Origin of the sequence: Streptomyces rubradiris, from assembly GCF_016860525.1 — a bacterium.
Lineage (GTDB): Bacteria > Actinomycetota > Actinomycetes > Streptomycetales > Streptomycetaceae > Streptomyces > Streptomyces rubradiris.
Genome location: NZ_BNEA01000001.1, coordinates 269,827 through 295,543, shown reverse-complemented (window position 1 = coordinate 295,543; position 25,717 = coordinate 269,827). Strand labels below are relative to the sequence as shown.

Below are 25,717 nucleotides of genomic sequence, written 5' to 3'. Positions count from 1 at the left end.
GCATCGCCCAGGATGCTCACCCGAGTGGCTGATTCCTGCGCCGCACCGCTGGACGGACCGTCAGCCGAACTCCTCCCGCAGCGCCGGCAGCAGGGTCTTCGCCGACCAGTCCAGGAACTCCCGCTGCGCGTCACCGCCGATCTGCACCAGCGCGATCTCCCCGAACCCGGCCTCCGCGTACGGCCGTACGGCCTCCACGAAGGCCTCCGGGTCGTCACCGCACGGGATGGAGGAGGCCACGTCGTCCTCGGTGACGAACTGCGTCGCCGCCTCGAACGAGTCGGGGTGCGGCAGTTCGGCGTTCACCTTCCAGCCCAGGCCGAACCAGCGGAACTGGGAGTGGGCGCGCTTCACCGCCGTGTCCCGGTCGGGGTCGTAGCTCACCGGCAGCTGCCCCACCCGTGGCTTGCCGCCGCCGCCGTGCCGGTCGAAGGCCTCCAGCAGGCCCGCCTTCGGCTCGGTCGCGATCACCAGATCGGCCAGCTGTCCGGCCAGTTCGCAGGACTGGTCGCCGGAGACGGCGATGCCGATCGGCGGCGCCTGCTCCGGAAGATCCCACAGCCGGGCCGACTCCACGTCGTAGTGCTGTCCGTGGTGGGTGACATGGCCGCCCTCGAACAGCGCGCGGATGATCCGCACCGACTCCTCCAGCATCTCGTGGCGGACGTCCACCGGGGGCCAGCCGCCGCCCACGACATGCTCGTTCAGGTTCTCGCCGGCGCCGAGACCGAGCCGGAACCTGCCCTCCGACAGCAACTGCACGGTCGCCGCCTTCTGCGCCACGATCGCCGGGTGGTAGCGCAGGATGGGACAGGTGACGTAGGTCATCAGGGGGATCCGCGAGGTGGCCTGGGCGGCGGCGCCCAGCACGCTCCACGCGTAGGAGGCGTGCCCCTGCGCGCGCAGCCACGGGAAGTAGTGGTCCGAGATCACCGAGAAGTCGAACCCCACCTCCTCGGCGCCCACCACGTGCTCCACCAGGTCCCGGGGACCTGCCTGCTCGGTCATCATCGTGTATCCGATTTGCACCATATCCAGCGAGTCCCCGGCTCGGCGTCCGGAAAACGGCCCGCGGCGCGGATCACTCCCGCGGTACCCCGGACGTCGCCAGCGCCACCCGGTTCCCCGCGTCGTCCCAGGTCCCAGGAGTACGCGGGGCGCTGCGTTCAGTAGCCGCTCACAGGAGCCCGAACCGGTCCGCCCACCCCATGATTTCCGAGGGTGTCGTGTTGCCGCCGCACACCACGAGCCCGATCCGGGCACCGGCGCCGACCCGCTCCGCCACCTGCCGGGCCGCGGGCAGCAGGCAGCCCGCCGCCGGCTCGGCCCACACCTTGGCGTGGTCGGCGAGGTCCAGACAGCCGCGCACCGCCTCCCGGTCGGGCACCACCAGGACCTCCTCGACGAGGGCGGACACATGGTCGTACGTCAGCCGTGACACCGAGGGCGCGCTCAACGTGGTGACCACGGAGGACAACGGCACCCGCACCGGGCCGCCCGCCCGGAGCGCGCCGGACATCGCCTCCGCGCCCTCGGTCTCCACGCCCCACACCCGTACCCCCGGCCGCCGCGCGCGCAGGGCCGCCGCGATCCCGGCGATCAGACCGCCGCCGCCCACGCTGACGACGACGTCGGTCAGCTCCCCGGCGTCCTCGGCCAGCTCCAGACCCACGGTGCCCTGTCCGGCGATCACGGCCGGGTCGTCGAACGGGTGGACCAGGGTCAGCCCCTCGTCCCGCAACCGTGTCACCAGTTCGAAGGCGCTGTCCATGCCGTCGGTCAGGCGCACCGACGCCCCGGCCTCCTCGGCGAGCGCGAGGGAGCGGGCGGGCGCGGTGCGCGGCATGACGACGGTGGCCTTCACATCGAGGGCCGCCGCCATCACCGCGAGCGCGATCCCATGGTTGCCGCCGCTCACCGCGACCACGCCCGCCGCCCGCTCGGCCGCGGTCAGCGACAGCAGCTTCGCCGTGGCGCCGCGCGCCTTGAACGAGCCGGTGCGCTGGAGCAGTTCGAGCTTGGCGGTGACGGGGACGCCGAGCAGGCCGGTGAGCCCGGGGCTCGGCACCGTCGGCGTGCGTACGACGTGACCGGCGATGTGCCGGGCGGCGGCTTCGATGTCCGCGAGGCCGATCAGGGCGCTGTCCGAGTGGGAGATCAAGACGCTTCATCCTTCCGGCACGGGTCGGGAGCCGTGCCGCTCGCACCTTGACCCGCCGGGAGGGTGCCGGTCAACGCCGTTCCGGATCATGGCCGGGTCCGCGTTCCGGCGGCGCGGGACTCAGTGCTGCTGGCTCTTCTGGGGCGTCAGCTCGCTCGGGCGCACCACCACGAAACCCTCGCCCTGGAACATCAGTTGCACGGCCTCCCCGGAACCGCCGCGCAGCATCGAGCCGATGGACTGCGAGCGGTGCAGCGAGGTCCGCAGCTGCGTGGTCCAGCCCACCACCGCGTCCGTGTCGACGTACACCGGGGCCTGTTCGGACACGGGGATGACCAGCGGGTTGCCGTCGCAGACCAGGCCGAGTCGGCCCTGCCCGGTGAACACGCTGTTGAACAGGCCGCCGCCGGTGATGCCCGACCCCTTCACCGTCTTGATCTCGTACGACAGCGACGCGTCGAAACACAGTACGTTGCGGCCGTTGACGGTGAACTGGTCACCGGGCTCGACATCGACGACGAAGCAGTTCTGCGCCTCGTGCGCGAACCATGCCTCGCCCTGTCCGCGGACCGCCATCAGGGGCAGTCCCTCACCGGTCACCGCACGCTTGAGCATGCCACCGACGCCCTGCCCCTTGCGCTCGAACGCCAAGTCGCCGCGGTAGGCGACCATCGCGCCCTGCCGGGCGTACATCTCGCCGTTCACCGCGTACTTGATGCACTTGGCGTTCTCGACGGACATTCCCGGCGCCACGGCCGGCCGCACCACGTGCTGACTGGAAAAAAGATCACCCTTCATGCAGGGCATGACATACGCGAGTGGCGTTTCCCCAGGTGGGGGGCTAGCTGGGGAAACCCGCCGCGAGGGGTTGACTTAGGTTGACCGTAGTTGGTTTGAGTTGACCTTGGCTCACAAGATCTGTTCCCCATCGGTTCCCCATGGGGAGAGGGGCGGATGGCCCTCGGCGCGCGATGCGTCGAGGGCCATCCTTGTAGGACCAGGGCGGGGGTTGGCCACCCGCGGAGGCAGACATCACCCCCACCCTGGCCCCGTCTGTGTAACGCGTGCATCACGCGCGTGTCACTCGCTTGGACGAGCGAATGCGGGCTGCGGTCGACGGGTGCAAAGGGGCCAGCCTGCCTGTCGCGCGAGGGGGTGCTCGCGGCAGGCAGGCGGCCCATCCGGCACGGCGGTGCCGCGCCGGGTCTGCTGGGGGGTGGCAGATGTAGGCGTCAAGGTTCGGCCGGATCGAACGCATGTGCGTTCCGGCATATGCCATCTCAGCACAGTGTGTGCGGGTTTGCTACAGACCGTGCTGATCTAATTGGTACCTGACGTGCATATATCTGTCGACCCCCCGCGCCGGATGAGATTTACCCAGGCGGGTAAAGACATCGACGCAAGATCACCAGAGCATCAGGCGGGTGCACGACCTCCCCGACTGGGTACCCCGCCGCCGCGCCGAGATCGGGAATCGCATCCGCGATGCCCGCCGCGCAGCTCGCCTCTCCCAAGTTCAACTCGGGGAACGCATCGGCCGCGACCACAAGAGCATCAGCCGGTGGGAGAACGCCCACAGGGCCCCCGACCTCACTGACCTGCTGCTCATCGCCGACGCGCTCGGGGTCCCGCTCGCCGACCTGGTGAGGTAGGCCCGCCGCCAGCCAGGGGAAGCCGACGGCGGGCCCGTGGCCACCCGGGCAGGCCCTTCGCGGGTAGCCGCCGACGCCCACCTCTGGCGCCGGAAACTGTGGCCGCTACCTGCGGAGACGGTGCGGGAGCGACCTGCGCCGTGGCGGAGCCTCGCAGGGCCGCTTGTGGACGTACAGCGTCGGTGCGACCCCGGTCGCGCCGTGGTGGATGACCGTGTCGTAACCCTCGTCCTGGAGGATCGGTTCGTCACAGCGCGCGCAGATCATCACGCCTCCGCCGACGTAACAGCCAGTTGTTGTCGCGCACGCGCGATGAAGGTCCGTAGCGTTGACGGGCGGCAGACGTCGCCGTCGAACCGTGGCGCCACTGCCCAGTGCAGGCCAGGCGGCGTCCGCCGCGCGACGCTCGGAACGCCGAGATAGTGGTTCGTGCCCAAAGACGGGACGTCGTCGCCTTCGTCCCAGACGAGCCCGGCGTGATTGCGGATGAGGACCCAGTACGGGCTCTCGGGTCCGTCGTGGATGACGGCGCCATCGAGCTGGGATGCCAACTCGGCTGCGGTGAACTCTGCGCCCAGGGCCGCGTGCACCAAGTTGGCTGGGATCCGTACGACGCTGAAGGAACGCCCGCTGCGCAGCAGGGCCACACCCTGTCTGTCCCACTCCTGGTGGGCTTGGCCGGGATCGTCAGCTGCGCGGGCCAACCACTCGATGATGAACCGGTCTGTCCCTTGCACGTAGGGCCTCCACGAGTGCGTTCCGTTCACGCAACTGACCGTAGAAGCCGAACAAGGTCACAGCGCTCACAAATCTGTGAGCGCTGTGAGCGTCAGAGGCCGACCCAGGCAGCCATGTGATTCAACGTGTCCGGGGTACGACGGGCCACATGCACGAGTCCTCGAATCGTCTCGCGGGCGCCGGGGTGGTAGCGGGTCTGCTCCGGGGCCGCCCGACGTGCCTCCACCAAGTGCTCCAGCGCGGCCTCCGTGTGCCCGGTCTCCATCTCCGTGCGGGCCCGATCGATAAGGAAGTGCGCGCGCCGAGACGTCGCCAGTGAGGCTGGCAGTCGCATAGTGCGGGCCTGCTTGAGCGCGTTGTCGTACTGGCCCATTTCCACTGCGGCGGACATGCGGTGCAGCCGCACGTTCGCCGGGCCGAAGGACAGCCAGTGAACATCGGAGGCGTCGCGCGTCCGCTTCGCGAGCGTCTGGGCCTCGCTGATGTGTTGGTCGACGGCCGTTGCGTCGGCCGCTCGGGCGGCGATGACGGACGCCCCGAGATGGAGCTGTCCGCAGACAGCGAGAGCCTCGCGGGTCTCCTCGGCTTGTCTGATGATGCCGTGCCCGGAGGCAATGAGGCGTTGCCCGATGGTGTACTCGCCCTCCCGGAAGTAGACGAGGGCGCGCATGTACTGCCGGACCGCGCCCAGGCACGGGTCGGAGGCGCGCTCGGCAGCCCAGGCCATCCTGTCCAGGGCCACAGCGGACAGGTCGTAGTAGCCGAGCTTGACCGTGATGTCGTGCGCCGTCCGGTACATGGAGGCGAGGGCCTGCCACAGCTCGGTTGCCGGCGTCAGCGATGCCGTGTGGGTGAGTTCGGCGATGGCCCCGGGCAGCGCGCGGGCCGCGTTCCGGAGATGCGTGGCGCGGACCTCGGCGCATAGCCGGTCTGCCTCCGCAACCAGCTCGGCGGCTGGCCGGGCGCGGAGGTCGGGGTTGGGTCCTAGGTCGTATAGGTCGAGCGCTTCTCGGATGGGGCGTACCAGCTCGGCGAGGCGGTCGCGTTGGAGTTCGGTCACGTAGGGCTGTCCCGTGAGAGTGGTGACGTCGATGTTCAGGGCGCGTGCCACGGCCGCGATGAAGTCGCTGGTTGCGGGGCGGGCGCCGCACTCCACCTGGTTGAGCAGGCTGTAGGAGTAGGGGATGCGAGCGGCAAGCGCGCGCTGTGTGAGCCCGGCGAGTTTCCGTTGTTCGCGAATCCGCGCGCCGGTGTGGTCGTCGTCCAGTTTGGGCATACTGGTCTCCGTTCTGAGCAGCCACTTGGAACGGTACCCATACCGAAACGTGGGTGCGGGTGTGCCGCCCCCGGCTCCGCCCGGAGCGGGGGCGGTTGCATATGGTCGGATAGGGGTTATGACCTCTCGTGTGCTGTACCTGTTCGGGGCGGCGGCCCCGCCGGTCTTCGACGTAGCTGACGTGATCCGGGACGCGCAGGAGCGCGGCTTCGACGTGTGCCTCGGGCTGACGCCGACGGCGAACCGATGGCTCGGCGACCGGCTCCCGGCACTCGCCGAGCTGACCGGGCGTCCGGTGCGATCCGAGTACAAGGTGCCCGGCGAGCCCGACGTGTGGCCGAAGGCGGACGTGATCGCCTTCGCGCCGGCCACGTTCAACACGATCAACGCGTGGGCGCTGGGGATCACCCGGGACTTCGTGGTCGGGGTGGTCGCGGAAGGCATCGGGAAGGGTATTCCGATGGTGGCGATGCCTTGCGTGAACGCGGCCTACGCCCGGCATCGGCAGTTCGAGCGGAGTGTCGGTGAACTGAGGGAGATGGGCGTGCGGGTGCTATTCGGGCCGGGTGGGTTCGTGCCGAACCAGCCGGGTCGGGGGAAGCCTCGCGAGTATCCGTGGCCTCTGGTGCTGGATGAAGCCGAGCGGCTTGTCGGAGCGGGCGCGTAGGCTGGGGTCATGTCCCCCGATCTTGTGACCTGCTCTGGTCCAGCACGGTCTGCTGCCGAGATCAACCGGGCGATCCGGGCCCTGTGGTCGCATCCGCAAGTGTCGCTCACGGATGGGCAGCGGGCGGAGTACTGGCGGCTGTGCGCCGAGCTGGCCCGGGTGCAGCGCGGGGACGTGACAGCGGCGGCGTAGCGCGACCGGATCAGCGAGTCGAGATGCGGTACTCGCCGACCGGGAACTGCGCGCTGAACTGCATGGTGCCACTCGGGAGCGTGGCCACGGCCTGCTCCACGGTACCGTCGTCTGGGAACTTGGCCGTAGCCGGGACCCGGATCCGGATGTAGTGCACGCCGTGGAAGTAGGCGTACTTCGTGGCGCGCTCACGGTTCGGGAACGGACGGTAGCTCATACCTCCAGCATGGCAGAAGGCTCCGCCCGCGCGCTGCGGACGGGGCCTCACCGAACGGTCAGCGCCCTGCCGCCTGCCACAGCGTCAGCCCCAGCGCCCCCACCGAGACCACGGCCGCCAGCGACGGCAACGGCCACCGGGCCTTCTCCAGCGCCCTGATCCGGGTCTCATGGTCCGCGACGTCCTTACCCAGCTCCGTGAGGCCCTGGCCGATCCCATCCAACTTCGTCTCGACCCGGGTTAGGCCATCGCTCAACGACCGCAACTCCTGATACATCTGGGCAGGCGCGATATACACGCCCGAGTCCGGCACGCTCACTCTCTCGCCCCCGCACCCTCACCCGTCCGCAGCCAGCCCGGCAGCAGCCCCTGCACGCTCGGCAGCGCCATCACCCGCGCGAAACCGCCCGCCACCGCCAACGCACCCGCCACCCACGGCAGCGACTCCGGCACCCCCGACGCCGCCACGATCCCCGGCAGCGCCACCGCCACACCCACCAGGGTCTGGAGGACCGTCCGCACGGTCGTCTTCGTCTCATCTCGCATGATCCACTCCTCGTCTGTCAGCTCTTGGTAATGGCCGAGGCCAGGCCCTCGATGGCCTTCGTGAGGTCGTCCAGCTTGCGCATCACCTCGGCGTGATGCTGGTCCTGCCAGCGCAAGTACGTCCCCGCCGCGCGGGTCGCGTTGGTCCCTGGCGGGGCCGTCGGGGACACCAGCGGCTCCGCCCACACCGCGTCAGCGATCGCCTGCACCGTCAACGCGGCAGGCGACGGCGCCGGCTTCGACGGCGCGGGCGGCGTCGTCTTGCCGGGGCCGGCGGCAAGCGTGGCCTTCACGTCCGCGCGCACGGTGGGCATCTGCATGATCTTCCCGGCCGCGTAGCCGGGGTCCCACTTGTCCGACGACCACTCCCCGTGCCCGATCACCGAGCGCTCCGACCAGCCGTGGAAGGACAGGATTGCCGCGGACAGTCGGCGGGCGGCCGTGTACTGCGCCGGGCTCATCTCGTGCGACCCGGAGTACTGGATCTCGACGCCGTAGAAGTGCGCGTTGCCGTCGACCCCGTTGGAGTTGCCGCGGGTCGGCTTCAGCTGCCCGCTGTAGTCCTCCGCCTGCACGTGCGCGAGCACCGCCGGGTCGCCACCGCCCGCGTGGTTCGTGCGGCCCCAGCCGACCAGGTAGACGGTGCCGTCGGTGCCGATGGAGAAGTGGCAGAGCGGGCCCGGCAGCGTCGACAGGCCGTTGTACAGGGTGCTGCCGGCGTACGAGCGGGCGTCCTTCACGTCTGCGCCGGTGTGGTGCCACACGAAGCCGTGGACCGGGCCCCACGCCCCCTTGGAGTTGCGGTTGTGGGTGGCCCAGCCGGGAATCTCGACGTACTTCAGGCCCCACTTTTTCAGCTGCGCGACGACCTGAGTTGCCGTCATCGGGGTGGCCATACTTGCCTTCTTTCTACCGTCAGACGACGGTTATGACCTGCTCGTGCTTTTGCGCCTCCACCGAGACCACGCGTGCTGTCCTGGCGAGCAGTTCACGGATGGCGTTCACGACGTCGAGTTCCTGCACGACGGTGCCCTCCTGGTTTATTCCGGAGATCCCCACCGATACCAGCGGCTCCCCGCCACTGGTCCTGCCAGTCACCACATAGGTGGCCATCTCATCCCCTTTCTCAGGCGGTTCGTTGCAGACAAATGTAGCTGTCCGTGTAAAGCGTTGTGGCGGTCGCGTTGGACACTGATTGCGCCCAGGCCAGGGCCCACGTACCGCCGGTGGAGCCCACGCGAAGAGTGCCGTTGATGGGCACCGTCAGCGCGGTCCCCGCACCGAGACCGCCGAAGGTGCGAAACTGTGTGACGTCGTTGGATTCGATGCGCAGCATGTAGCCCTGCGTCGTGACGCTATCCGTTTGCAGCGTCGGCGTGGAACTCGAAGAAATGACAACGCTACCGGGGCCGTGCCCGCCCCATTCACCAAGCGATCCCGAGGGTGCCTCAAACGTCATAACGAGGTCACCGCCGGTCGCCGCGTCGTATTTGATCCAGCCCCACCACACGTACACCGCGCCCGCGACCACGGTGAATTGCAGATGCGGATCGGCGGTCGTCGCCGTCGTTGCAGCCCGGCTCGTATCGCTCGTTTTCCGAGCCACCTGCGGCTGCATCGAGCGGAGCAGGCTTGCGGTTATCCGCTGCCCCGCGTGGGGCGTCGGGTAGGCCTCTGCGGCCACGGGTGCCTCCTACAGGGCAAGGATTGTCGGGTGTGCGAGACGGACGTCTTCGCCCGCCGAATGGGATTTCACGACGCCGTTTATGCTGCGAGTCAGCGTGAACATTTGAGGCGAGACGATCTGGAAGTTCTCGTACTGGACGCTCGCGGTGACGTTGGTGTTCCCGGAGACAGCGAGCGACCGGACCCCCACCCACGGGCCGCTGGTCAGCTCGGTGTCCACTGCGGTGACGTGCCACTCCGGCGGCTCCACACCGCCGTGCGCCCAGGCCTTCGCCCGCAGCAGCGAGCCCTGGAGCTTGAACCTGATCCGATAGAACACACCCGCCACGAACGTCGTACCGGGCAGTGTGTAGCTCCCCAGGATCGTCTCAGTGCCGCTGACTCGCTTGAACAGCAGCAACGTGACCGCGTTCGCCGTAGTGGCCTGCACCTGTGCCGAGTACAGGTTGCTGTCGTCCGTGTAGCGGGCCACCAAGGCGCCGGTGAGCGCAGCGCCAGTAGCGAGCTGGTCGGCGGTCACGGAGACGTAGAAGTCGAAGTCTGCGGCAACCGTGGGCAGGAGGCAGCGGCGTGGTACCCCGGCTGTGGCCAGCAGGTGCGCGCCGACCCCGCTCCCCACGGAGTAGTCGGACGCCGACCCGCCGCTCAACGTCCACGTGAACCCCGAGTCGTTGGTGCCCCAGCTGCCCGCCACGGTCCGGGTGTACGTGTCCGTGACCAGGTCGCTGATGCTGGTCACGCGCATGACCTCGCCGCCCACCCGAATGTCCAGGGGAAAATCGGAGAGGTCCTTGGTCCACAGCACGTCAGCCCCGGCCGACGGCTGCACCGCGATCGCAGCCGCCGACGAACTGATGTTCGCGGCCAGCTCCGAGCCGTCCGTGTCGACCCGCGCCTCCGTCGCGTCCAGGAACCCGATGCTGCTGTACGGGCTGGCCGGCGCGCACGTGAACGTCAGCTTGTGCTCGAAGTGGGTGATCGTCTCGCTGATCCCGAGGACGAGCTGGTCGATGGTGTCGGGGGGAAGCCAGCTCGGGGGGTTGGTGATCTCGATGCGGTCGCCGAGCCGGATACCGAGGATCGCGCGGCGCATCGTCGGAGTGATGCTCGGGTGCGCCAAGTTCACGCTGACCTGGGGAAACCGTGCCTCGTCCACCGTGCCCAGGTGCACCCGCCATGCCGCCTGGTCCTGGAGCGTCCCGGCGTCCGTGCTGGCCAGGTTGAGCGTGATCTCGCCGCCGTAGGCGCCCACACCGGCCGGCGGGAGCGCGGTGCTCAGCGTGCCGCTGGTCTCCTCGTACGTCTCCGAGACGCCGCCCACGGTGACGGTGACCTTGTTCTGGATGTACCGGTCGTCCTCGACCGGTGTCGGGATCTGTGCGAGCTGGCCGGACGGGTAGTCAAGGACGAGCGCCGGGTCCTGGTTGTACAGACTCGCGCGGGTGCGGTAGCCGAGGCCAAGCGTGCCCGTGAGCTCGTACAGCAGGCCGCCGTCCGCGAGCACGCACTCCTGGACCAGCGACAGCAAGTTGGCCTTGGGCTGCGCGCCCATCGGCACGGTGTCGTCCAGGTCGCCGTTCCACTCGTAGGCGAGCCCGGCCTCGTCGCACAGCCGCTGGATTCGGCGGCCCGCGGTCTCGCCGATCGGGTTGAGGCGGACACCAAGCGCGTCGATCGGCGTGATCGCGTTCTCCACCGTCACGTGGCCGACCGCGACACCCGGCAGGTTGGACGTACCGGCCGCGCCGGACACCGCGCGCGAGGCGGGCCCGAACTGGATCTTCACGACCCTAGTCAGCTGGGTGACGAACACCGTGTCGCTGACGCTGTAGACCTGGCCGGTGTTGACGTCTTTGAGGCGCAGCGTCCTGCTGATGTTGGCGCCGGACTCCTGGAGTTCCACGCTGACGTACAGCAGCCGCCCGCGAACGTCCAGGGTGTGCTGTAGCTCTGCGCCGAGGACAGTGCCGTCGCTCGCGCAGGTGCGGATCGTCAGGCTGCGGGTGGCGGTGTCGTAGTACACCTCCCAGAACTGGCTGCTTCCGGCGCTGTATTCGAGCTGGTCGATCGCAACGAGCACCTTCCCCAACGACAGGCCAGCCGCAGGGATGTAGGCGAGGAACCGCACCTGGGTAGCCGCCGGGTCGTCGTACTTGGGGATGCCGCCGGACAGGCTGGCGCTGGTGAGGTCGGGCAGCGGATCGGAGGCGGCGAACCCGGAGTAGGAGGCGAGGGTGGGCGTGCCGGTCCACGTCATCGCCGACCCGCTGGTCAGCGCTGACGCCAGCTGGGTAGCTCCGGATGCGTCCTCGCACGGCCAGTACGCCACCACGCTCGACGGCAGTGGGCTGGTGACGGCCTGGTAGATGACCGATCGCTCCGGCGCCGGGCCCTGCGCGAGGCGACGCAGAATGCCGCCAGCGGACAGGTCCGTCCACACGTCTGTACCGGTGGTATCCCAGCTCGGCGCCCACTCCGACGCCTCGCTCCAGATCCGGTAGCTCTTGCCGCCGTTGCCGTCTGGGACGCTGATCCGGATCGGGGTGTTGCGACCGATCAGCCCGTAGTACGGGCCCGACGGGGTCCGCGGGGAGAACCGCCCGTCCTGGTTCTTCAGCTCCAGCGCGCACGTGCCGGCCTCGGTCTGGGAGCCCTCGTCTCGGATGCCGCGGGTGATGGCGATCTGGCCGCTGTTGTCGCGGACCATGGTGTAGCTGGTGATGTCCACCCACGTACCGGACACCAACATCTCGACCTGCACGGGCGTGCCGTTGTCGGCTTCCCCAGAGGCGCTGGGTGCGGCGGAGAGTGGTCCGGCGACGCCGCCCATGCGGCGCTGCCAGGCCATCACCTGCGCTGCGATACTCCCCGGCACGCGTCACTCGTCCCAGCAGATCCAGCAGAGCATGTTGACGCTGCTGCCCATCGTTGCGCGCACCCTGAGGAACTTCGAGACGGCGATGATGGGCCGCTCATCCGGCATCCACTGGTACGAGTAGCAGACCGACGGCGCCGAGCTGCTGGACGGCGCCACCAGCACCGTGTCGAGCGAGCGGGACGCCGTCGTCGTCCCCTCCGCAGTGGCCGTGTAGCCGGTCCCGGTCGTCCCGAGGGTGAGCAGGCTGGCCGGCGCATTCGGGTCCAGCGGCTGCACCCCGGACACCACGTGCGCGGTCACGGTCGCCGCCACATCGGTCTGGATCAGCTCCACCAGGCCCGCGGACGACGGGCCGGCGTCGAAGCTGTAGCCCCACGAGATGAGCTGTATCTGCCTGGTGCTGGGCGTGGCGAGCTGGAGCATCGTCTTGATGCTCGTGCCCGTGGCCACCTTGGCGATCGCCGCTGTTGTCGGCGCCGCCGCGTTCCAGATCTTGTACCGGTGCACTCGCGTTCCTCCCTCTACCGGCCGCGCGGCGGCCTGAGCGTTGCTTCGATCGAGCCGCGGGCCTGCACCGCGCGGCGCCCAACGTCGACCCAGATCTCCTCGAACTCGTGCCGCCCGAGCTGGAGGCGGATCACGATCGGCTGGCTCGCCGCCGGGGCACCCGCAGCAGCCGTGCTCGCGGCCGGCGCGCGGCGGGGTGAGGTGAGCATCGACGCCCACGGCGCCTCCGCAGCCGCCAACTTCCGCCGCGAGTCCGGGTTGCTCCACACCCTCGATCCGGCCGGCAGGTCCAGCAGTTCAGGGCCCTGCTCGCCCACCCAGGTCAGGCTGGAGCGGAGTCCGCCGGATGCTGCGGCGCCGACGATGCCGCCCGCCGCTTTCTTCCCGAACGCCTTCTCGATGGCCTTCTCCATGGCCTGGCCGAGCTTGTCCATGGACTGGGTCAGCTTCTTCTGCTGGGCCTCCAGGGACTTGACGTAGCGCTCCTGGGCCTTGATCTGCCGCTCGTACACAGCGTCCGCCGCCGACTTCCCGGCCAACCCGGCAGCAGCCTCAATCTCCGACTGCGTCTGGTTGAAGGTCTGCACTTCGGACCCGGACGCCTGGAGCAGAGCGCCCGCAGTCTCCAGGCCGCCGCCGTCGATGCCGGCCTCGGCGACCTGCTGGATGATGCTGGCGGAGAAGCCCTTCGACCTGAGCTGCTTCAGGGCGGCGGCGAACGCCGTGACCTTGTCCTTCGAGTTCCTCATCCCGGAGCGGATCGAGGACAGCGTCACCGTGCTGTCCCCGGACGCGCCTCGGGTGATGTTCGCGCTGCTGAGGAGGTTGCCCTTCACCGAGGCGGCGAGCTGCGACGAGGCGTTCTTCAGGTCGGACAGCTTGGACTTCGCCGAGTCCAGCGACTTGGTGACCGAGTTGAGCTGCCGCTCCCACTTGAACAGCGACCGGCCAGCCGAGTCGAGCTGCTTGAGCAGCCGGGACTCCGCCGAGCCGTGGGTGGCCTTCTGGATGATGCCGCGCCACTGGTTCAGCGTCGACACCAGACTGCCGACGCTGTCCGGCTTGCCGAGCGCGTTCCCGAACTCGGAGCGGCGGTAGCCTGCCATGTAGCCGAAGTGCGAGACCGTGAGGTCGCCCATAGCATCGCGGCGGGCCTCGGCTTCAGCCTTGGCCTGGGCCGAGACCTTGCCGCCCTTCGCGAACCCTGGCAGCCGGTCCTGGTTGATGGCCTCCAACAGCGGCAGGTACTTCTTCGTGGACCGCGCGTTGACGACGAACTCGGTGTTGCTGATGCGGCCGACGGCGCCGCTGGCGAACATCGTGAGGATGTCGTCCGACGTGCCCGTCCCCGGGCCGCTCACCAGACCGGTCGGGGCCACCTGCACGTCACCGCCGTCGGCGTACCCCTTGACCCGGCCGCCCGAGGCGTAGTCGCGCTTCGCGACCGTCACGCCGCCCTGCACGCTGGTGAACTTGGTGACGCGGTTGGTGGTGATCGTGACGCTCTTGTCGCGCAGTGAGTTGATCGCCGCCTGCACCGAGCCGATCCCCCGCAGCGCGCCGCCGGTCGCAGCGGTGACCGTGACCGAGCCGTTGGGGAGCCGCTTGACGCGGAAGCCGAATGCCTCCAGCACCTTCTCGGCTGACGAGGAGAGGGTCTTCAGCGTCACGCTCTTGCTGCCGGGGGTGCGCTTCACCGCAGCGTTGAAGGCTTCGAGGCCCACGCGCGCGTCCTCGGTGTCCATCCGGACCTTGGCGTGCTTGTCCGGGATCCGCAGGATCTGGTCCGCGAGTTGGGCGGCCTGCTCCCGGCCCAAGCCCATCGCCTCGGCCGATTTGATCAGCTCGCTACGGCCCCGGCTGTAGATCCCGTTGACCGTCTCCCACGACGAGCCCGACTCCCGCGCGCTCGCTGCCGCGCCGTCCGTCTTGTCCGCGAGATCCTGAAGCGCCGACGCCGCCGAGCGCGCCTTCTCGCTGTTCAGGTCCAGCACGCCACCCGACATCGACAGGGCGCCCGCGTTGTCTTTCGCCGCCTGCGCCGCAGCATCGATCGCGGCCTCGAACCCGATCATGCCGCCCAGGCCCGCGCGGTTGACGTCGTTCAGGGCCTGGATCGCACCCCGCAGACCGTCCGCGCTGGCCTTCTGCTGGTCGAGCTTCGCTGCCGTCGCCTGCGCCGCCGCACCGAACAGGCCCTGCGACTCCGCCGCGAGCTTCTGCTCGAACGCCTGGTCCGCGAGCGCCGACTTGTAGCCCTCCAACTTGGACTGGAAGTCCTTCGCGCTGCCGCCGCCCTTGACGTATGCCGCCGCGAGGTCCTTGACCGCCTCGGCTGCGAGCTTGCCCTTGCCGCCCCGGACGAGGTTCTCCAGGGACTTGTCGATCGCGTCGAACTTCTCCTTGGCGTCCTTGACCGGCGTCGAGTCCCAGTTCCCCAGCGACAGGGACTTGACGATGCCCTGCTGGATCTTGTCCGCCATCGACGGATCCGTCAGCGACCGCACCGAGTCGTACAACTCGCCCAAGTCCCGGCCGAACACGCGCGCGGCCTCGCCGCTCGTCTTCCCCGTCCGGCCCAGGTTCCCCAGCGACGTCGTCAGCTTGTCGACGTTCGGCGGAGCGTCCCGGCCCATGTCCGACAGCTTCTTGATCGCGACCGCCGCTGCGGCGATCCCCGCGACCACGATCGACGCCTTCGCCGCCGCGCCGAGCCCCGCGAACGCCGCTCGCAGCCCCGCCAGGCCGCCGCCCGCCGCAGCCGCCGCCGCATTCAACGCGCCGAGCCGCACCGCCAGCGCCTGTACCCCGCCCGCCACAGCGCCGATCCCAGCCCCGGCCAAAGTGATCAGCTTGAACGCGGCGTAGAGCTGCATCAGGTTCCCGATCAGCTCCGGCGGCACAGCAGCCACGAGCTTCGCGAACGCGTTGACGATCGTCAGCAGACCGGGCCCCGCCTGCGCCGCGCCGGCCGCGAGGTTCCCAAAGGCCTGCATCAGGTTCGACAGCAGTTCCTTCACCGCCGGTCCCTGAGCGCGGGCGTAATCCATGAACTCGGTGAACGGCCCGCGCGCGTTGCCCTCGGAGAGGACTCGCATGAAGTGGATCGCACCGTCAGTGGCGCTCTTGAGGCTGTTGTTCGCGAGGTCGCTGAACCGCTTCGCCAGCCCGTCGAACGCCGACGTGTTGATGCCGCCGCCCGCGACCTTCACCAACCGGTCAAGCTGGGTCGACGTGCCCTCGACCATGGGCTTCAACTTCGGCAGGATCGCCCCGAGCACCGCGAACGAGTGCTCCACCGGCTGCATGGTGAACCGGGCTGTCGAATCCGAGAAGCTCTTGAACTGGTCCCGGAGATTCGAGTACGCCGCCGCTGCCTGCTGGGTCGCCCTCGGCATGGCGGCCAGCGTCTGCGCCGCCTGCTGCTGGGCCTGGATCGCCTGCTTCGAGTGCGCCCCGTACTGCTGTACCGCCTGGCTGTACTTGTCCTGCGCCTTCGCCGCCTCGGACAGGTTCGCGATCTGCGGGACCACTGCGGCGCCGAACGCGGCCACCGCCGCGCCGGCCGCGCCCGCCTGGACCGCGATCGGTGCCAGCGACGCGGCCACCGGGATTGCGGCTGGCGCGAGTGACAGCAGGGAGGCGCGGACGTCGACCAGGGCGCGGGTGATGCCGTCCGAGGAGCGGCGCATGTTCCCGGCAGAGGAGGCGAACCGGCCGTCCAGCGTCCTGAGCTGGCCGTTGATGTCCCGGAAGCCCGAGGCCGTTTGGTTGTTGACCCGGACTGTGATCGTTACGTCGTCAGACATCGTCCACCCCCTCTCCTTGGTCGCGGGCGCCGCCCAGTTGCTCGATGGCTACGAGGCGCATGAGTTCGGTGTCCTCCGCGAGGAGGGAGGACAGGGTGTAGCCCGGAAACCGCTCCAGCAGCCCGAGCAGATACCGGGCCCTTGTCAGCTCGCCAGGCTCGGTGACAGTGCTTCCATGGGAATCGATGCCACCTGGGACGGCTCGCCAGAGGGCGAGGTCTCGGGCAAAGGGTCGGCATCGTGGACCCCGATGAGCTGCTGGATCCAGGCGTTGTTCAGGGCCACTACCAGGTCGTGGTCGACAAGGGTGACGCTGTCCTTGGTGGTTGGGATCGGCTGGCCGTCCTCGGTTTCCAGGTTCCAGGAGATGAGGTGCTCCAGGAACCGGTTGATTGCGGCGCCCGCGCCGGTGTCGCCTTCGCCGCCGTCCTGGCCGGTGGCTTCCATGTACTCGCCGAGGCTCATGCCCCGGAGCCGGGCCTCGGCGCCGTGGAACTCGTGTCCCTCGGCGAATCGGATCAGGTACGTCTTGGGCTTGACCTTGTATCCCATGCGCTGCTCCTTACGCCCAGGTGGGGACGGTGCCGTCGGCGAGGGAGCCGGGCGCGGACCAGGTCAGTTCGCCGCTGTCGCTGCGGCTGAGCTGGTAGTCGGAGAAGACCGCTTCGAAGGCGAGGGTGACGCCGTTCACGGTCTGCGTGACGGTCCGCTGCACCGAGGTGCTGGGGACGGTCTTGAAGACGTCGTGCTGCCGGTTCGCGGCCGGGTTGAACACGCCGTTCAGGGTGATCGACGCGTCCGCGAGCAGCAGCAGCCGCTCGTTCGCGCTCTTGTCAACGCCGGTGATGTCCTGCACGCCGCGCGGCGTGCTCATCTGCCAGTTCGTGACGTCGTTCCGGATGTCGCGCGCGGTACCCGACGCGTCGTCCACGGACAGTGTGGTCTGGCCGAGGCCACTGCTCTTCGCCATGGGTGGTCACCCTTTCCTGATCTCGTCGGCGAGGTTCTGCTGATGAGTGGCGAAGTCGTCCACCCACTGATCCGGCCGCTGGTACAGCCGGGCCTTCGTCCCGCGCGGGTTCCCCCGGTAATCGCCGTCGCGTACCAGGTAGAGCGGCGGCCGGCCGATCGGCGCCCGGTGCTCCGTCGCCTTGAAGCAGGGCTGTCCGGCCTCGTACACAAGCCAGGTCTCGCCCTCGGCGATGCGGTGCTCCACATACTTGCGGCCGGAGGTTCGGGCGGCGTGGAGCATCTGCGGGGTCAGGTTCTCGACACGGACGCGCCAGCCGTTCAGGTAGTGCTCGCAGCCGACCTCTTCGCAGGTCGCACGCCGCATGTGCGTCTCGACCGGGGAGACGATCGCGAACGTCCTGTACGCCTCGGGGGGCATCTGGGGTTGGATACGGAACAGCTGTGCGCTCATCAGAAGGTCACCCCAGCGTTCTCGTTCTTGATGAAGTTCACGGAGAACGCCAGCGAGGTGAACCCGCCGGTCGTCACGGTCACTGCGCGGACGTAGCGGCGGATCGTTGTCGTGTTGGAGACCGCGATCCGCTCCGTGGTCGGGCCGGCCGTGATGGGCGTGAAGGCCAGTCCGGCGACATCGGCGAACACACTGTTGTCGGCGGAGTCCTGGATCTTCACCGTGGCATCCGTACCGACGAAGCTGAACACCTGGAGGTACGCCTGCGCGCCGAACGAGGCTGCGGCCGTGGTGTCGATGCTCGTGCCGTTCGTGGCCGCCGTGTCCGTGCGCACGCCCGCGGTGAGCTGGCGCCCCCACTCGATGCTGTAGCCGTTGGACTGTGCGCTCACGGCGAAGGTCAACATCCCGTCGTCGCCGCGGGTGGGGTCGTAATTGACCTGCTTGGCGACGAGGCTGGCGGACGGGTCGCCGAGGTTGGTACCGCGGCAGTACGTCATGATCACGTCGTTGCGGGGCAGCGCGGACAGCTTCTCGTGCGTGCCGCCGTTGACCGGGTCCGAGTTGAAGAACGTCGTCATCTCGAACTGACCGCTGAGCAGGCCGCCTTCCCGCTGGTAGGCCGCCTTGTTGATCGGCGTCCGATTCAGCAGGGCCGGGCCACCGCCGATGGTGCCGAGGGCCTGGATGTCGCCGCTCGCATCGAAGCCGGCGATGTAGAGGTTGTCGCCGAGGCCGCTCGTTTTCATGCCGCCTGCCCCCAGACGTCGTTGATGATCAGTGGGATGGTCAGGGTTGCGATGCGGAATGTCGTGCCGCCCGCGAAGCTCGTGTAACCGAACGTCGCCTGGAGCGCGGTTCCGTAAGCGCCCAGGAGGTCGATCATGCGGGCGTTGCCGCCCACCTCGAAGTCGCCGGAGTAGGCGGTCAGCAGGGCATCTACCGCCCCGACGAGGTCCATGTCCACGCTGTCCTGCGGCTCCGTGTCCGCCGGTTCGAACACGCGCGCCATGATTTCCAGACGCGCCGTCGTCGCGGTCAGACCCGAGCCGGTGGGGGTGGGGCCGATCCGGGACACCCAGAACGCGGCTGTCAGGCCACTGTCCGGTGCGGACACGGGCTCGTGCGAGAGGACAGTCCCGAACAGGCCCGTCGCTTGAGCGTGTGAGGTGAGCACGTCGCGGTAGGTGGTGAGGTCGAGTGCCACGGCGATCACATCCGTCCCGTGTACCGGCGGAGCAGGCGTTCGCCGATGCCGCGCTTACGGGAGTTCAGCTCGTGCCGTGTCTTGATCCAGTGGTCGTAGCCCTTGAACCGGGTCACCGGGAAGTTCCGGGAGCCGACGCCGGCCAGCCACGGGCCGTAGACGACGCGGGAGTCCCAGATCTTGTGGCCGTCGACCACGACGCACCGGGACTCGTAGTAGCCGGTCGGGTTCCGGAAGACGGCGCGCATCTCGCGCTTCAGGATCGACAGGCCCTCTTCGGCGAGGTTGCGTTCCAGCCGGTCCACGTAGGCGTTGGCGAGCGCGCGTGCCCGGCCATCGAAGAGCGGGCCGCGGGCGTTGGTGGAGACGTCGAGCAGCATCACACGCTCCTCATTCGGGCCTTGCGCCCGTGGCTCGTGTAGACGCGGGCGCGGAGATCCCGCAGGCCTCTGCCGGACGTCTCCCGCTCGTTCTCCCCGGACCCGGCGGTGCGCGCGTACCCGGAGCGGCCCTGGAGGAGGTCGGTGAGCGCTTCGGCGATGGTGAGCTGTCGGACCGGGCCCGGCGGCCCCCACAGGGACACCGTGGCGCCGCTCGTGTGGGTCGCCGCGGTGGTGCCGAGCGCGCCCCTCTCCACCGTCAGGGCGCGCGGAGCGTAGATGGCCGCGCCGGCCGCGTGGGCGGCGATGGTGGAGCCGTCCCAGGCGCGGGTGACGACGAGCGTGTTGCCCGCGATGTCGTCCACGCGCATCCGCTCCCCGTCGATGAGGATCGTCTCACCGGCCGCGAACGCGGCACCGGACTGGACTGCCACGGTGACGCTGTTGTTGATGTTGGTGAGGCCACTGCCGCCGAGCGTCTGCCCGGTGTCGAGCTGAGTCCGGCCGGTGACGATGACGCGCTCGGAGTCGATCCGGAGGAGGGAGCCGACGCCGACGGCCGCGCTGGTGGCGGCGTCCACGTCGATGCTGGTCTCGGTGGCGTCCAGGGCTTCGACCGTGGCGCCGAGGGTGGTCTCGTCGTTGCGGTAGCCCCAGAGGCCGGTGAGGGTGATGTCCCGCTGGTAGGAGTCGCCGCCGCCCCAGACCGCGTTGGTGCCGATGTTGATCTCGACGCGCGTGTACGGCGGGCCCGTCCTGTTGGGTTCCAGCAGGATGTCGTCCAGGGGGATCGCCACGCCGCCGGAGGTGACGGAGGTGAGGGAGATCAGCTCGCTGTCGTCCAGCCAGACCCGCCACGACGGCCGGTACTCGGCGTAGGGCCAGTCGAAGTAGCGCGTGGCCACGACCGGGTAGAACCGGCGGTGCAGCAGCCCGTGCACGGACTCCGTCGCGTCCGCCAGCGCCCGATCAATCCGCGCGTTCGAGCGGGCCGTCTCCTTGACGTCCAGCTCGGCCTTGATCTCCTCGCGGGTCACGTACCACGGTGTGCTCATCTCTCGTCACCTCCCTCGGGTGCAGGTGGTCGTGCTGGTCAGGCGTCAGCGGAGTCGGTCGCCGACGTACCGGCCTCCGGGCCGCCATCCGTCGTAGGGGCAGTAGAGGAGTCCGTCCGGGCCCGTCCGGAGCGGCTCGCCGTCTTCCGGGCACGCGATCGGCCCTGTTTCTCGCTCGGCTCGGGCGAGGTCGACGCCTTCCCGGAGGATGTCGAGGAGTCCGTACCAGCTGATACGCCCTCACCGTCCTGTACGTCGGTCGCCTCATCGGCGATGCTGGCGCCGCCGTGGCGGCTGATCTTCGGCATGCTGTCCTCCTCGATGACCCCGCCTTCCTGCACCCCGAGCGCCTCCGCCTCGTGCTGCTCAACGTGGCGTTCCGACCCGCAGTGGGGGCACCAGGGCGCCCCCACTGCGAACCGCGCTGTGCAGTCCAGACAGACCCGCAGCGCCACGTCACACACCCAGCGCCGGCAGCAGGTCCGGTGCGCGCTGCACGGTCAGGTCGTGGACGATCGCCGTGACCAGGCCACCCGCGGTGGACGAGCAGCGGATGTAGTCGAACCCGTCGTCCAGCGCGGCGACGGGCACGTGGATGACCGCGCACCCGAGCGCGATCGTCACCGCCGCGCCCACCGGGCTCACGGCGGTCCGTGTCCAGGTGCCGGCACCGTCGACGTTGCCGTTGGCGTAGTAGTGGTCGATGACGGGCAGGTTGGTGGCGCCGGTTCCGGCGGCGTCCTTGGCCTGCTGGATGGTGTAGGTGTCGGCGCCGACGCAGACGAATGTGACTGCCGAGGCGCCAGTCAGGCTGACCTCGACCGCGTCGGCGGTCGGCACGATGTTGAAGAGCCTTCCGAGCGCTTCCATGGTGTTCTCCTCCGGGCGCCGGTCAGGCGGCGAGCTTGACGATCGGGGACAGCGTGCTGGTGCTGCCGTTGGCGGGGGTGATCGCGGACTGGAGCCACGGTCGGCCGTCGACCCGCTCAATCACTCTGAAGGCGACCTCGTCGGTATCGAACTTGAAGTCGTCGGACTGCTTGGCCTGCATCACCTGCCGGTCACCAACGAGGTAGAACCCGAAGTCCACCAGGGACAGGTCGCCCGCGCTGCCGAGCGCCGGAACCTTCTCGGTGAAGATCACGGGGCGGCCCATCAGGGTGAGGGGCGGGGCGTCGATGGCCTGGCCGCCGGTCATCCACATGGCCGGGGAGGCGATGCCGTCGGTGCCGCGGGTCATGGCCATCTGGGCGAGCTGCGGGAACGTGTCGGGTGCCGCGAGCCAGACGGAGCGCGCGATCGACTGGGGCAGCATCCGCGAGTACATGTTGATGACGTCGAGGAAGTCGATCTTCGATGTGCTGGTGCGGGTCACGCTGATCGCGGCGTTGCCGTTGAGGATGCCGAGCGGCTTCCCGACGCCGTCGCCGGTAAGGAACGCCTGGTCCTCGGCGAAAGCCAGCGCCTCGGGGAACGCCTCGTCCACGAACGCGGTGAGGCTGATCAGGGAGTCCGTGAGCAGCTCGTTCGGGATCTCCGTGTACGCGGTGAGCTTCTTCGCGTCCAGGACGATCCGCCCGAAGCGCGGCTTGCTCCCCTGGAGCTTCCCGCCTTCCTCGGTCCAGTACGTGGTGATACCGCCGTACACCGAGTTGACGTTGCTGGTGGAGTCGATCGCCGGGAACGGCACCCGCAGCGTCTCCATCGGGATGACGCGGGCACGCGGGCGGACCACGGACTGCTCCAGTGCGACCTTCAGCATCTCGGACCGGAGGCTCTCGGGGATGAGGAACCCGCCGTCGGCCGGCACGTCGCTGCTGAAGTTCTTCAGCTGGGCGAGCTTAGCCTGCGCCTCGGCGGTGTCCCGGCTGGAGCTGCCGCGCCAGATGGCGTGGAAGTACTCGCCCGAGCTGGCAAAGAGGTTGTCGACCTTGGCGCCGAGCGCGGCCCTGTTGTAAAGGCCCTTCGACCGCTCGGTCTTCGTGGCCTGGGCGTACGGGTCGGGCATTGCGGCGCGCAGGTCGGGCCGCTTGATGTCCTCGGCTCCCTGCTCGCGGAGGAAGTTCGCGAAGCCAGCCTGCACGGCTTCGTCTACCTGCCGCTGGAGGTCGGTGCCGTCGCCCTGTTGCTTCTCGGCATACGCCTTGATGAAGTTCGTCAGGTCCTGCGGGGAGCTGACGACGTCCTTGGCCTTGGCCGGGTCCGCGAGCATCTCCGCCAGTTCGTCGGCGTTGCGCGGGATGGTGGTGGGTGCCACAAGTGCCTCCTTCAGGCTTCCGTCGCCGCGCTGGACGACGCCGTGGTGGTGAGGTGGGAGACCAGCACCGACCACGCGTCGGGCTCGTCCTGGGTGAGGTGGGCGGTGAGCGCCGCCCACTCGTCTACGGGTGCTTCTGGGGCCGGCTCGCTGGCCGGTGCCGGGGCGGGTTCGACGGGCGTGGCCTCGGCGACCGGCTCACACGCGGCCGTGTCCTCGGCGGGCGGGGTCGTGGTGCCGCCTAGTTCCTCGGCGCTGCGTTCGCGGACGGCCTCGCGCAACTTGGCCACGGTTGTCTCATCGAGGAGGTCGGCGATGCTGATGACGAGCTGGGGCTCCGGCTTGTCGGTCTCGGCCTTCGGCTCTTCGCGGCGCGGCCCGGTGTAGCCGTAGGCGGCGAGGTCGTAGGCGCGGTGCATGTCCGGCTCAGCCTCATCGGGCTCCGCGGGGGTGCCTGCCTTCGGCGCCTGCACGGCCTCGTCGGCGAGGCCAGCGGCGACGGCGTCCTCGGGGAGGTACCAGGTCTCGGCGCGCATCCGGGCCCGCCACTCGTCGCGGGTGCCGCCCGCGCGCTGAGCGTAGGCGTCGGCGATGTTGTCGCTGATCAGATCGAGGAGTTCGGCCATCTCTTCCATGTCGGCCGCGTTGCCCATACACACACCACTGGCGTCGTGGATCATGAGCATGGTGTTCGGGGCCATCTCGATCCGGTCCCCGGCCATCGCGATGACGGAAGCGATGGAGGCGGCGATCCCGTCGACCTGCACGGTGACCTGCGCCGGGTGCGAGCGGAGGGCGTTGGCGATGGCCACGCCTTCGAACACGCTGCCACCGGGGCTGTTGACTCGCAGCCGGATGCTGGGGGCGGTGATGCCGCGTAGGTCCGCGATGAACTCGTCCGCTGTCGCGCCGAGCCAACCGCCCACCTCGTCGTACAGCATGACCTCGGCTTCGTCCGCCGACGCCGCGTTGCTGATCCGGTACCACGAGCGGGCCTCCACGCCGAGGCGTGCGCGCTCTCGGTCGGCCTGCTCGCGCTGGCTGGCCTGGAAGGTGGCCGCCTTACCGGGCAACGTGATCATCATGGCTGCGCCTCCTCGGCAGGCGGGGTCCAGCCGAGCCGGACCAGCAATTCCTTCGTTGCGTCCGGCAGGACGACATGAACCTGCGCCTCGATCGGAAGCTCCTCGGCGATCACATCGAGACGGGCCTCTGCGAGCGGGCTGCTGTCGAGCTTCAGCGACAGTCCGACCAGCGCCCGGGAGATGTCGTGACCGTCCAGTTCGACGGCCCACCCGGCTCGACCAGTTGGCTTGTTGATCCGCAGCGTGCGCGGTTGGCGCTCGCTCATGAGCCCTCTCCCTTGCGGCCGCGCTTGACGACCTTGCAGCGGCAGTCGTTGCCGTACCGGGCGCCCTCGCAGTGCACGTAGCCGGAGCCGCCCGGGTAGTCCCGGTACGCCTGCGCGCGGTTCCTGTACGTGCGGCCGTCCTGCTCCGCGCACGGCTCGCACCGGTCGTCGTCGTCCGTCGTGACCACGACCCACCGCTGCGCGTTCTCGATGTCCTCACCCAGCAGGCCGGCCACCGACTCACGCCACGCGGCCGTCGCAGCCGGGGCCGAAACGCGCCGCATCTCCGGCAGACCAACCGCCGAGAGGATGTCGTCGGGGTCCCACGCACCAGCGTCCGCGAGCGCCTTGGCCGCGTTCGCGCGGGCCGTAAGCTGCATGGCCTCCGTCTCGGCGTCGTCCGGGACAGGGTTGACGAAGTCGAACTCCAAGCCTTGCCCGGTCGCGCCGTACAGCGGCAGCAGCTGGTGGTTGAGCGCGTCCCGGATCGCTTCGAGGTCGGGGACGACGAGCCAGCGAGCGAACATCCTCTCCCCGGCGTCGCCGTTGGCCCGGTTGACGTCGTCCACGGATCCGAGCATGGGCTTGGGAAACCCGAACGCCTCGCGGATGACTTCGCTGCCAATGCCGCGCAGCTCGGCGAACTGCATGTCGCGCTGGCTGTACTTGCGGTCGATCCACTCACCCTGTTCGAGGATGGCGACGCGGTGGGCGTTGGCGATGCCCTTGTGCTGTTCGTTCCAGCGGTCGCGGATCTCGTTGAACTGGTCGTCGTCCAGGCGCTGGTCGAAGCGGAGGATGCCGCCCGGCTCGGCGCTGTTGAGGAAGAAGTTGCGGTTCCATTCGGCGGAGTAGCGGACCGCATCGAGGTCGGTGAGGATCGCCTGCACCGGGCCGATCCCGCGGTAGGGGTCGGTGGGGTGTGGGGTCCTGATGAAGATCACGTCTTCCTTGCGGAGCGCGATCTGCTGCCCGTCCGGGGATGTGTACATGTACCCGGCGAGGAAAGTGTCCGGGTCGGGTACGGGGGTCATGCGGTCCGGGCGCACGGGCCAGAGTTCCAGCGGCAGGTTCACGCCCTCCCGGCGCGCTACGACCCACCACTGCTCACCGGTCAACAGCTTGTGCTGCGCGCCGGCTTCCACGAACACGGACTGCGTGTAGAAGTCGTTCGGCCGGTTCCACAGCTCCAGGGCCGCGTGCGACGTGACCTGAACGCGGTCTTCCTTCTTGCCCGATCTCGCCTTACGGAAGAGGCCCCACTCGACGCCGGCTTCGGCCTTGGCGGTCCTGTTGACGATGGCGAAGAGGGTGCCGACGGAGCCCATGGCGTTGAGTTGGGCCGTGGTACTGCGGTTGGCGCCGAACAGGCCGCGGCCGTAGGACTGGGAGCGGGAGGCGAAGGGGACCGGGGTCTGAGCTGCCGTGGCTGCTCGGTTGAGGAGCGCGCCGAGGAGGGTCCGTGCCAACGCCCCTCCAGTTCGCTACTGGCTGCGTCTGCCCTCGTGGATCCGGAAGTTGAGGACGAAGCACCCGATGCCTGCTGTTGCCATGCCTGCTGCCAGGCCCAGCCACACCATGGCGGAACCCGACAATAGGATGATCCCAGCCGTGTCAAGCAAGAACGGCGCCAACTTCCGCCACAACAGGGCCCACCTGCGGAATCGATCGTTTCGGCTGGTCATTGCGTCCTCGTCTCGTCGGTGGCGGCATGT

28 protein-coding genes are annotated in these 25,717 nt (G+C 69.1%); 2 read left to right on the top strand and 26 right to left on the bottom strand.

Features of this window, described 5'->3' with window-relative positions:
* Positions 1–60 precede the first annotated feature (60 nt).
* From Srubr_RS01475 to Srubr_RS01465, 3 genes are all read right to left on the bottom strand, one after another.
* Entirely contained in the window at positions 61–1,032 is a 972-nt protein-coding gene (locus tag Srubr_RS01475; protein WP_189992826.1) for an LLM class F420-dependent oxidoreductase, read from the bottom strand.
* Between the two features lie 145 nt (positions 1,033–1,177).
* Positions 1,178–2,137: a threonine/serine dehydratase gene (locus tag Srubr_RS01470; protein ID WP_189993652.1), complete on the bottom strand. Its 960-nt coding sequence runs from the start codon at positions 2,135–2,137 to the stop codon at positions 1,178–1,180.
* A 144-nt stretch (positions 2,138–2,281) separates the two neighbouring features.
* Entirely contained in the window at positions 2,282–2,959 is a 678-nt protein-coding gene (locus Srubr_RS01465) for an AIM24 family protein (protein WP_189992824.1), read from the bottom strand.
* A 626-nt stretch (positions 2,960–3,585) separates the two neighbouring features.
* Here Srubr_RS01465 and Srubr_RS01460 point away from each other — a divergent pair.
* A complete protein-coding gene (locus Srubr_RS01460) occupies positions 3,586–3,813 on the top strand; it encodes a helix-turn-helix domain-containing protein (protein ID WP_189999736.1) in 228 nt (75 codons plus the stop codon).
* Between the two features lie 266 nt (positions 3,814–4,079).
* On the opposite strand, the gene Srubr_RS01455 is transcribed toward Srubr_RS01460, so the two are convergent.
* Positions 4,080–4,550 carry a hypothetical protein gene (locus Srubr_RS01455; RefSeq protein ID WP_189999735.1) on the bottom strand — a complete coding sequence of 157 codons (471 nt, stop codon included), beginning with the start codon at positions 4,548–4,550 and terminating at the stop codon, positions 4,080–4,082.
* Positions 4,551–4,642: 92 nt separating this feature from the next.
* Complete coding sequence (locus tag Srubr_RS01450; protein ID WP_189999734.1) at positions 4,643–5,827, bottom strand: helix-turn-helix domain-containing protein; 1,185 nt, start codon at positions 5,825–5,827, stop codon at positions 4,643–4,645.
* 118 nt (positions 5,828–5,945) lie between these two features.
* Here Srubr_RS01450 and Srubr_RS01445 point away from each other — a divergent pair, with 118 nt between their 5' ends.
* A complete protein-coding gene (locus Srubr_RS01445; protein ID WP_189999733.1) occupies positions 5,946–6,494 on the top strand; it encodes a flavoprotein in 549 nt (182 codons plus the stop codon).
* A 202-nt stretch (positions 6,495–6,696) separates the two neighbouring features.
* On the opposite strand, the gene Srubr_RS01435 is transcribed toward Srubr_RS01445, so the two are convergent.
* The 21 genes from Srubr_RS01435 to Srubr_RS01335 form a co-directional block, all read right to left on the bottom strand.
* Positions 6,697–6,903, bottom strand: coding sequence for a hypothetical protein (locus Srubr_RS01435; RefSeq protein ID WP_189999731.1), 207 nt, complete (start codon positions 6,901–6,903; stop codon positions 6,697–6,699).
* A gap of 58 nt (positions 6,904–6,961) precedes the next feature.
* A complete protein-coding gene (locus Srubr_RS01430; protein WP_189999730.1) occupies positions 6,962–7,222 on the bottom strand; it encodes a hypothetical protein in 261 nt (86 codons plus the stop codon).
* Positions 7,219–7,449, bottom strand: a complete 231-nt coding sequence (locus Srubr_RS01425) for a hypothetical protein (RefSeq protein ID WP_189999729.1) — start codon at positions 7,447–7,449, stop codon at positions 7,219–7,221. The genes Srubr_RS01430 and Srubr_RS01425 overlap by 4 nt, the downstream gene beginning before the upstream one ends.
* 17 nt (positions 7,450–7,466) lie before the next feature.
* Positions 7,467–8,345 (bottom strand): peptidoglycan recognition protein family protein, encoded by an 879-nt coding sequence (locus Srubr_RS01420; protein ID WP_189999728.1) that lies wholly within the window; start codon positions 8,343–8,345, stop codon positions 7,467–7,469.
* A 19-nt stretch (positions 8,346–8,364) separates the two neighbouring features.
* The gene (locus Srubr_RS01415; protein ID WP_189999727.1) at positions 8,365–8,562 is read right to left on the bottom strand and encodes a hypothetical protein; all 198 of its coding nucleotides are present in this window, start codon (positions 8,560–8,562) and stop codon (positions 8,365–8,367) included.
* A 13-nt stretch (positions 8,563–8,575) separates the two neighbouring features.
* Complete coding sequence (locus Srubr_RS01410) at positions 8,576–9,133, bottom strand: hypothetical protein (protein ID WP_189999726.1); 558 nt, start codon at positions 9,131–9,133, stop codon at positions 8,576–8,578.
* A 9-nt stretch (positions 9,134–9,142) separates the two neighbouring features.
* Positions 9,143–12,010: a hypothetical protein gene (locus Srubr_RS01405; RefSeq protein WP_189999725.1), complete on the bottom strand. Its 2,868-nt coding sequence runs from the start codon at positions 12,008–12,010 to the stop codon at positions 9,143–9,145.
* Positions 12,011–12,013: 3 nt separating this feature from the next.
* Positions 12,014–12,520, bottom strand: a complete 507-nt coding sequence (locus Srubr_RS01400) for a hypothetical protein (RefSeq protein WP_189999724.1) — start codon at positions 12,518–12,520, stop codon at positions 12,014–12,016.
* 14 nt (positions 12,521–12,534) lie between these two features.
* Positions 12,535–16,212, bottom strand: coding sequence for a phage tail protein (locus tag Srubr_RS01395; RefSeq protein WP_230426638.1), 3,678 nt, complete (start codon positions 16,210–16,212; stop codon positions 12,535–12,537).
* 261 nt (positions 16,213–16,473) lie between these two features.
* Positions 16,474–16,881 carry a hypothetical protein gene (locus Srubr_RS01390; RefSeq protein WP_189999722.1) on the bottom strand — a complete coding sequence of 136 codons (408 nt, stop codon included), beginning with the start codon at positions 16,879–16,881 and terminating at the stop codon, positions 16,474–16,476.
* 10 nt (positions 16,882–16,891) lie between these two features.
* Positions 16,892–17,299: a hypothetical protein gene (locus Srubr_RS01385; RefSeq protein WP_229927004.1), complete on the bottom strand. Its 408-nt coding sequence runs from the start codon at positions 17,297–17,299 to the stop codon at positions 16,892–16,894.
* 6 nt (positions 17,300–17,305) lie between these two features.
* The gene (locus Srubr_RS01380) at positions 17,306–17,752 is read right to left on the bottom strand and encodes a hypothetical protein (protein WP_189999721.1); all 447 of its coding nucleotides are present in this window, start codon (positions 17,750–17,752) and stop codon (positions 17,306–17,308) included.
* The gene (locus tag Srubr_RS01375; RefSeq protein WP_189999720.1) at positions 17,752–18,501 is read right to left on the bottom strand and encodes a hypothetical protein; all 750 of its coding nucleotides are present in this window, start codon (positions 18,499–18,501) and stop codon (positions 17,752–17,754) included. Before Srubr_RS01375 ends, Srubr_RS01380 begins: the two co-directional genes overlap by 1 nt.
* Positions 18,498–18,959 carry a hypothetical protein gene (locus Srubr_RS01370; RefSeq protein WP_189999719.1) on the bottom strand — a complete coding sequence of 154 codons (462 nt, stop codon included), beginning with the start codon at positions 18,957–18,959 and terminating at the stop codon, positions 18,498–18,500. The genes Srubr_RS01375 and Srubr_RS01370 overlap by 4 nt, the downstream gene beginning before the upstream one ends.
* A 5-nt stretch (positions 18,960–18,964) precedes the next feature.
* Positions 18,965–19,339: a hypothetical protein gene (locus Srubr_RS01365; RefSeq protein ID WP_189999718.1), complete on the bottom strand. Its 375-nt coding sequence runs from the start codon at positions 19,337–19,339 to the stop codon at positions 18,965–18,967.
* Positions 19,339–20,394 (bottom strand): hypothetical protein, encoded by a 1,056-nt coding sequence (locus Srubr_RS01360; protein ID WP_189999717.1) that lies wholly within the window; start codon positions 20,392–20,394, stop codon positions 19,339–19,341. The genes Srubr_RS01365 and Srubr_RS01360 overlap by 1 nt, the downstream gene beginning before the upstream one ends.
* Before the next feature lie 456 nt (positions 20,395–20,850).
* Positions 20,851–21,264 carry a hypothetical protein gene (locus Srubr_RS01355; RefSeq protein WP_189999716.1) on the bottom strand — a complete coding sequence of 138 codons (414 nt, stop codon included), beginning with the start codon at positions 21,262–21,264 and terminating at the stop codon, positions 20,851–20,853.
* A gap of 22 nt (positions 21,265–21,286) precedes the next feature.
* Positions 21,287–22,651 (bottom strand): phage major capsid protein, encoded by a 1,365-nt coding sequence (locus Srubr_RS01350; RefSeq protein WP_189999715.1) that lies wholly within the window; start codon positions 22,649–22,651, stop codon positions 21,287–21,289.
* Between the two features lie 11 nt (positions 22,652–22,662).
* Positions 22,663–23,736: a head maturation protease, ClpP-related gene (locus tag Srubr_RS01345; protein WP_189999714.1), complete on the bottom strand. Its 1,074-nt coding sequence runs from the start codon at positions 23,734–23,736 to the stop codon at positions 22,663–22,665.
* Positions 23,733–24,002: a hypothetical protein gene (locus tag Srubr_RS01340; RefSeq protein WP_189999713.1), complete on the bottom strand. Its 270-nt coding sequence runs from the start codon at positions 24,000–24,002 to the stop codon at positions 23,733–23,735. Before Srubr_RS01340 ends, Srubr_RS01345 begins: the two co-directional genes overlap by 4 nt.
* The gene (locus tag Srubr_RS01335) at positions 23,999–25,471 is read right to left on the bottom strand and encodes a phage portal protein (RefSeq protein ID WP_189999712.1); all 1,473 of its coding nucleotides are present in this window, start codon (positions 25,469–25,471) and stop codon (positions 23,999–24,001) included. Before Srubr_RS01335 ends, Srubr_RS01340 begins: the two co-directional genes overlap by 4 nt.
* Between the last annotated feature and the right edge of the window lie 246 nt (positions 25,472–25,717).

Bases quoted from the DNA above. Each gene is read 5' to 3' on its own strand.
- Srubr_RS01475 (WP_189992826.1), bottom strand. From the start codon at position 1,032: ATGGTGCAAATCGGATACACGATGATGACCGAGCAGGCAGGTCCCCGG.
- Srubr_RS01465 (WP_189992824.1), bottom strand. From the start codon at position 2,959: ATGAAGGGTGATCTTTTTTCCAGTCAGCACGTGGTGCGGCCGGCCGTG.
- Srubr_RS01450 (WP_189999734.1), bottom strand. From the start codon at position 5,827: ATGCCCAAACTGGACGACGACCACACCGGCGCGCGGATTCGCGAACAA.
- Srubr_RS01445 (WP_189999733.1), top strand. From the start codon at position 5,946: ATGACCTCTCGTGTGCTGTACCTGTTCGGGGCGGCGGCCCCGCCGGTC.
- Srubr_RS01435 (WP_189999731.1), bottom strand. From the start codon at position 6,903: ATGAGCTACCGTCCGTTCCCGAACCGTGAGCGCGCCACGAAGTACGCC.
- Srubr_RS01425 (WP_189999729.1), bottom strand. From the start codon at position 7,449: ATGCGAGATGAGACGAAGACGACCGTGCGGACGGTCCTCCAGACCCTG.
- Srubr_RS01420 (WP_189999728.1), bottom strand. From the start codon at position 8,345: ATGGCCACCCCGATGACGGCAACTCAGGTCGTCGCGCAGCTGAAAAAG.
- Srubr_RS01415 (WP_189999727.1), bottom strand. From the start codon at position 8,562: ATGGCCACCTATGTGGTGACTGGCAGGACCAGTGGCGGGGAGCCGCTG.
- Srubr_RS01395 (WP_230426638.1), bottom strand. From the start codon at position 16,212: ATGCGCCGCTCCTCGGACGGCATCACCCGCGCCCTGGTCGACGTCCGC.
- Srubr_RS01390 (WP_189999722.1), bottom strand. From the start codon at position 16,881: ATGGGATACAAGGTCAAGCCCAAGACGTACCTGATCCGATTCGCCGAG.
- Srubr_RS01385 (WP_229927004.1), bottom strand. From the start codon at position 17,299: ATGGCGAAGAGCAGTGGCCTCGGCCAGACCACACTGTCCGTGGACGAC.
- Srubr_RS01380 (WP_189999721.1), bottom strand. From the start codon at position 17,752: ATGAGCGCACAGCTGTTCCGTATCCAACCCCAGATGCCCCCCGAGGCG.
- Srubr_RS01375 (WP_189999720.1), bottom strand. From the start codon at position 18,501: ATGAAAACGAGCGGCCTCGGCGACAACCTCTACATCGCCGGCTTCGAT.
- Srubr_RS01365 (WP_189999718.1), bottom strand. From the start codon at position 19,339: ATGCTGCTCGACGTCTCCACCAACGCCCGCGGCCCGCTCTTCGATGGC.
- Srubr_RS01360 (WP_189999717.1), bottom strand. From the start codon at position 20,394: ATGAGCACACCGTGGTACGTGACCCGCGAGGAGATCAAGGCCGAGCTG.
- Srubr_RS01355 (WP_189999716.1), bottom strand. From the start codon at position 21,264: ATGGAAGCGCTCGGAAGGCTCTTCAACATCGTGCCGACCGCCGACGCG.
- Srubr_RS01345 (WP_189999714.1), bottom strand. From the start codon at position 23,736: ATGATGATCACGTTGCCCGGTAAGGCGGCCACCTTCCAGGCCAGCCAG.
- Srubr_RS01340 (WP_189999713.1), bottom strand. From the start codon at position 24,002: ATGAGCGAGCGCCAACCGCGCACGCTGCGGATCAACAAGCCAACTGGT.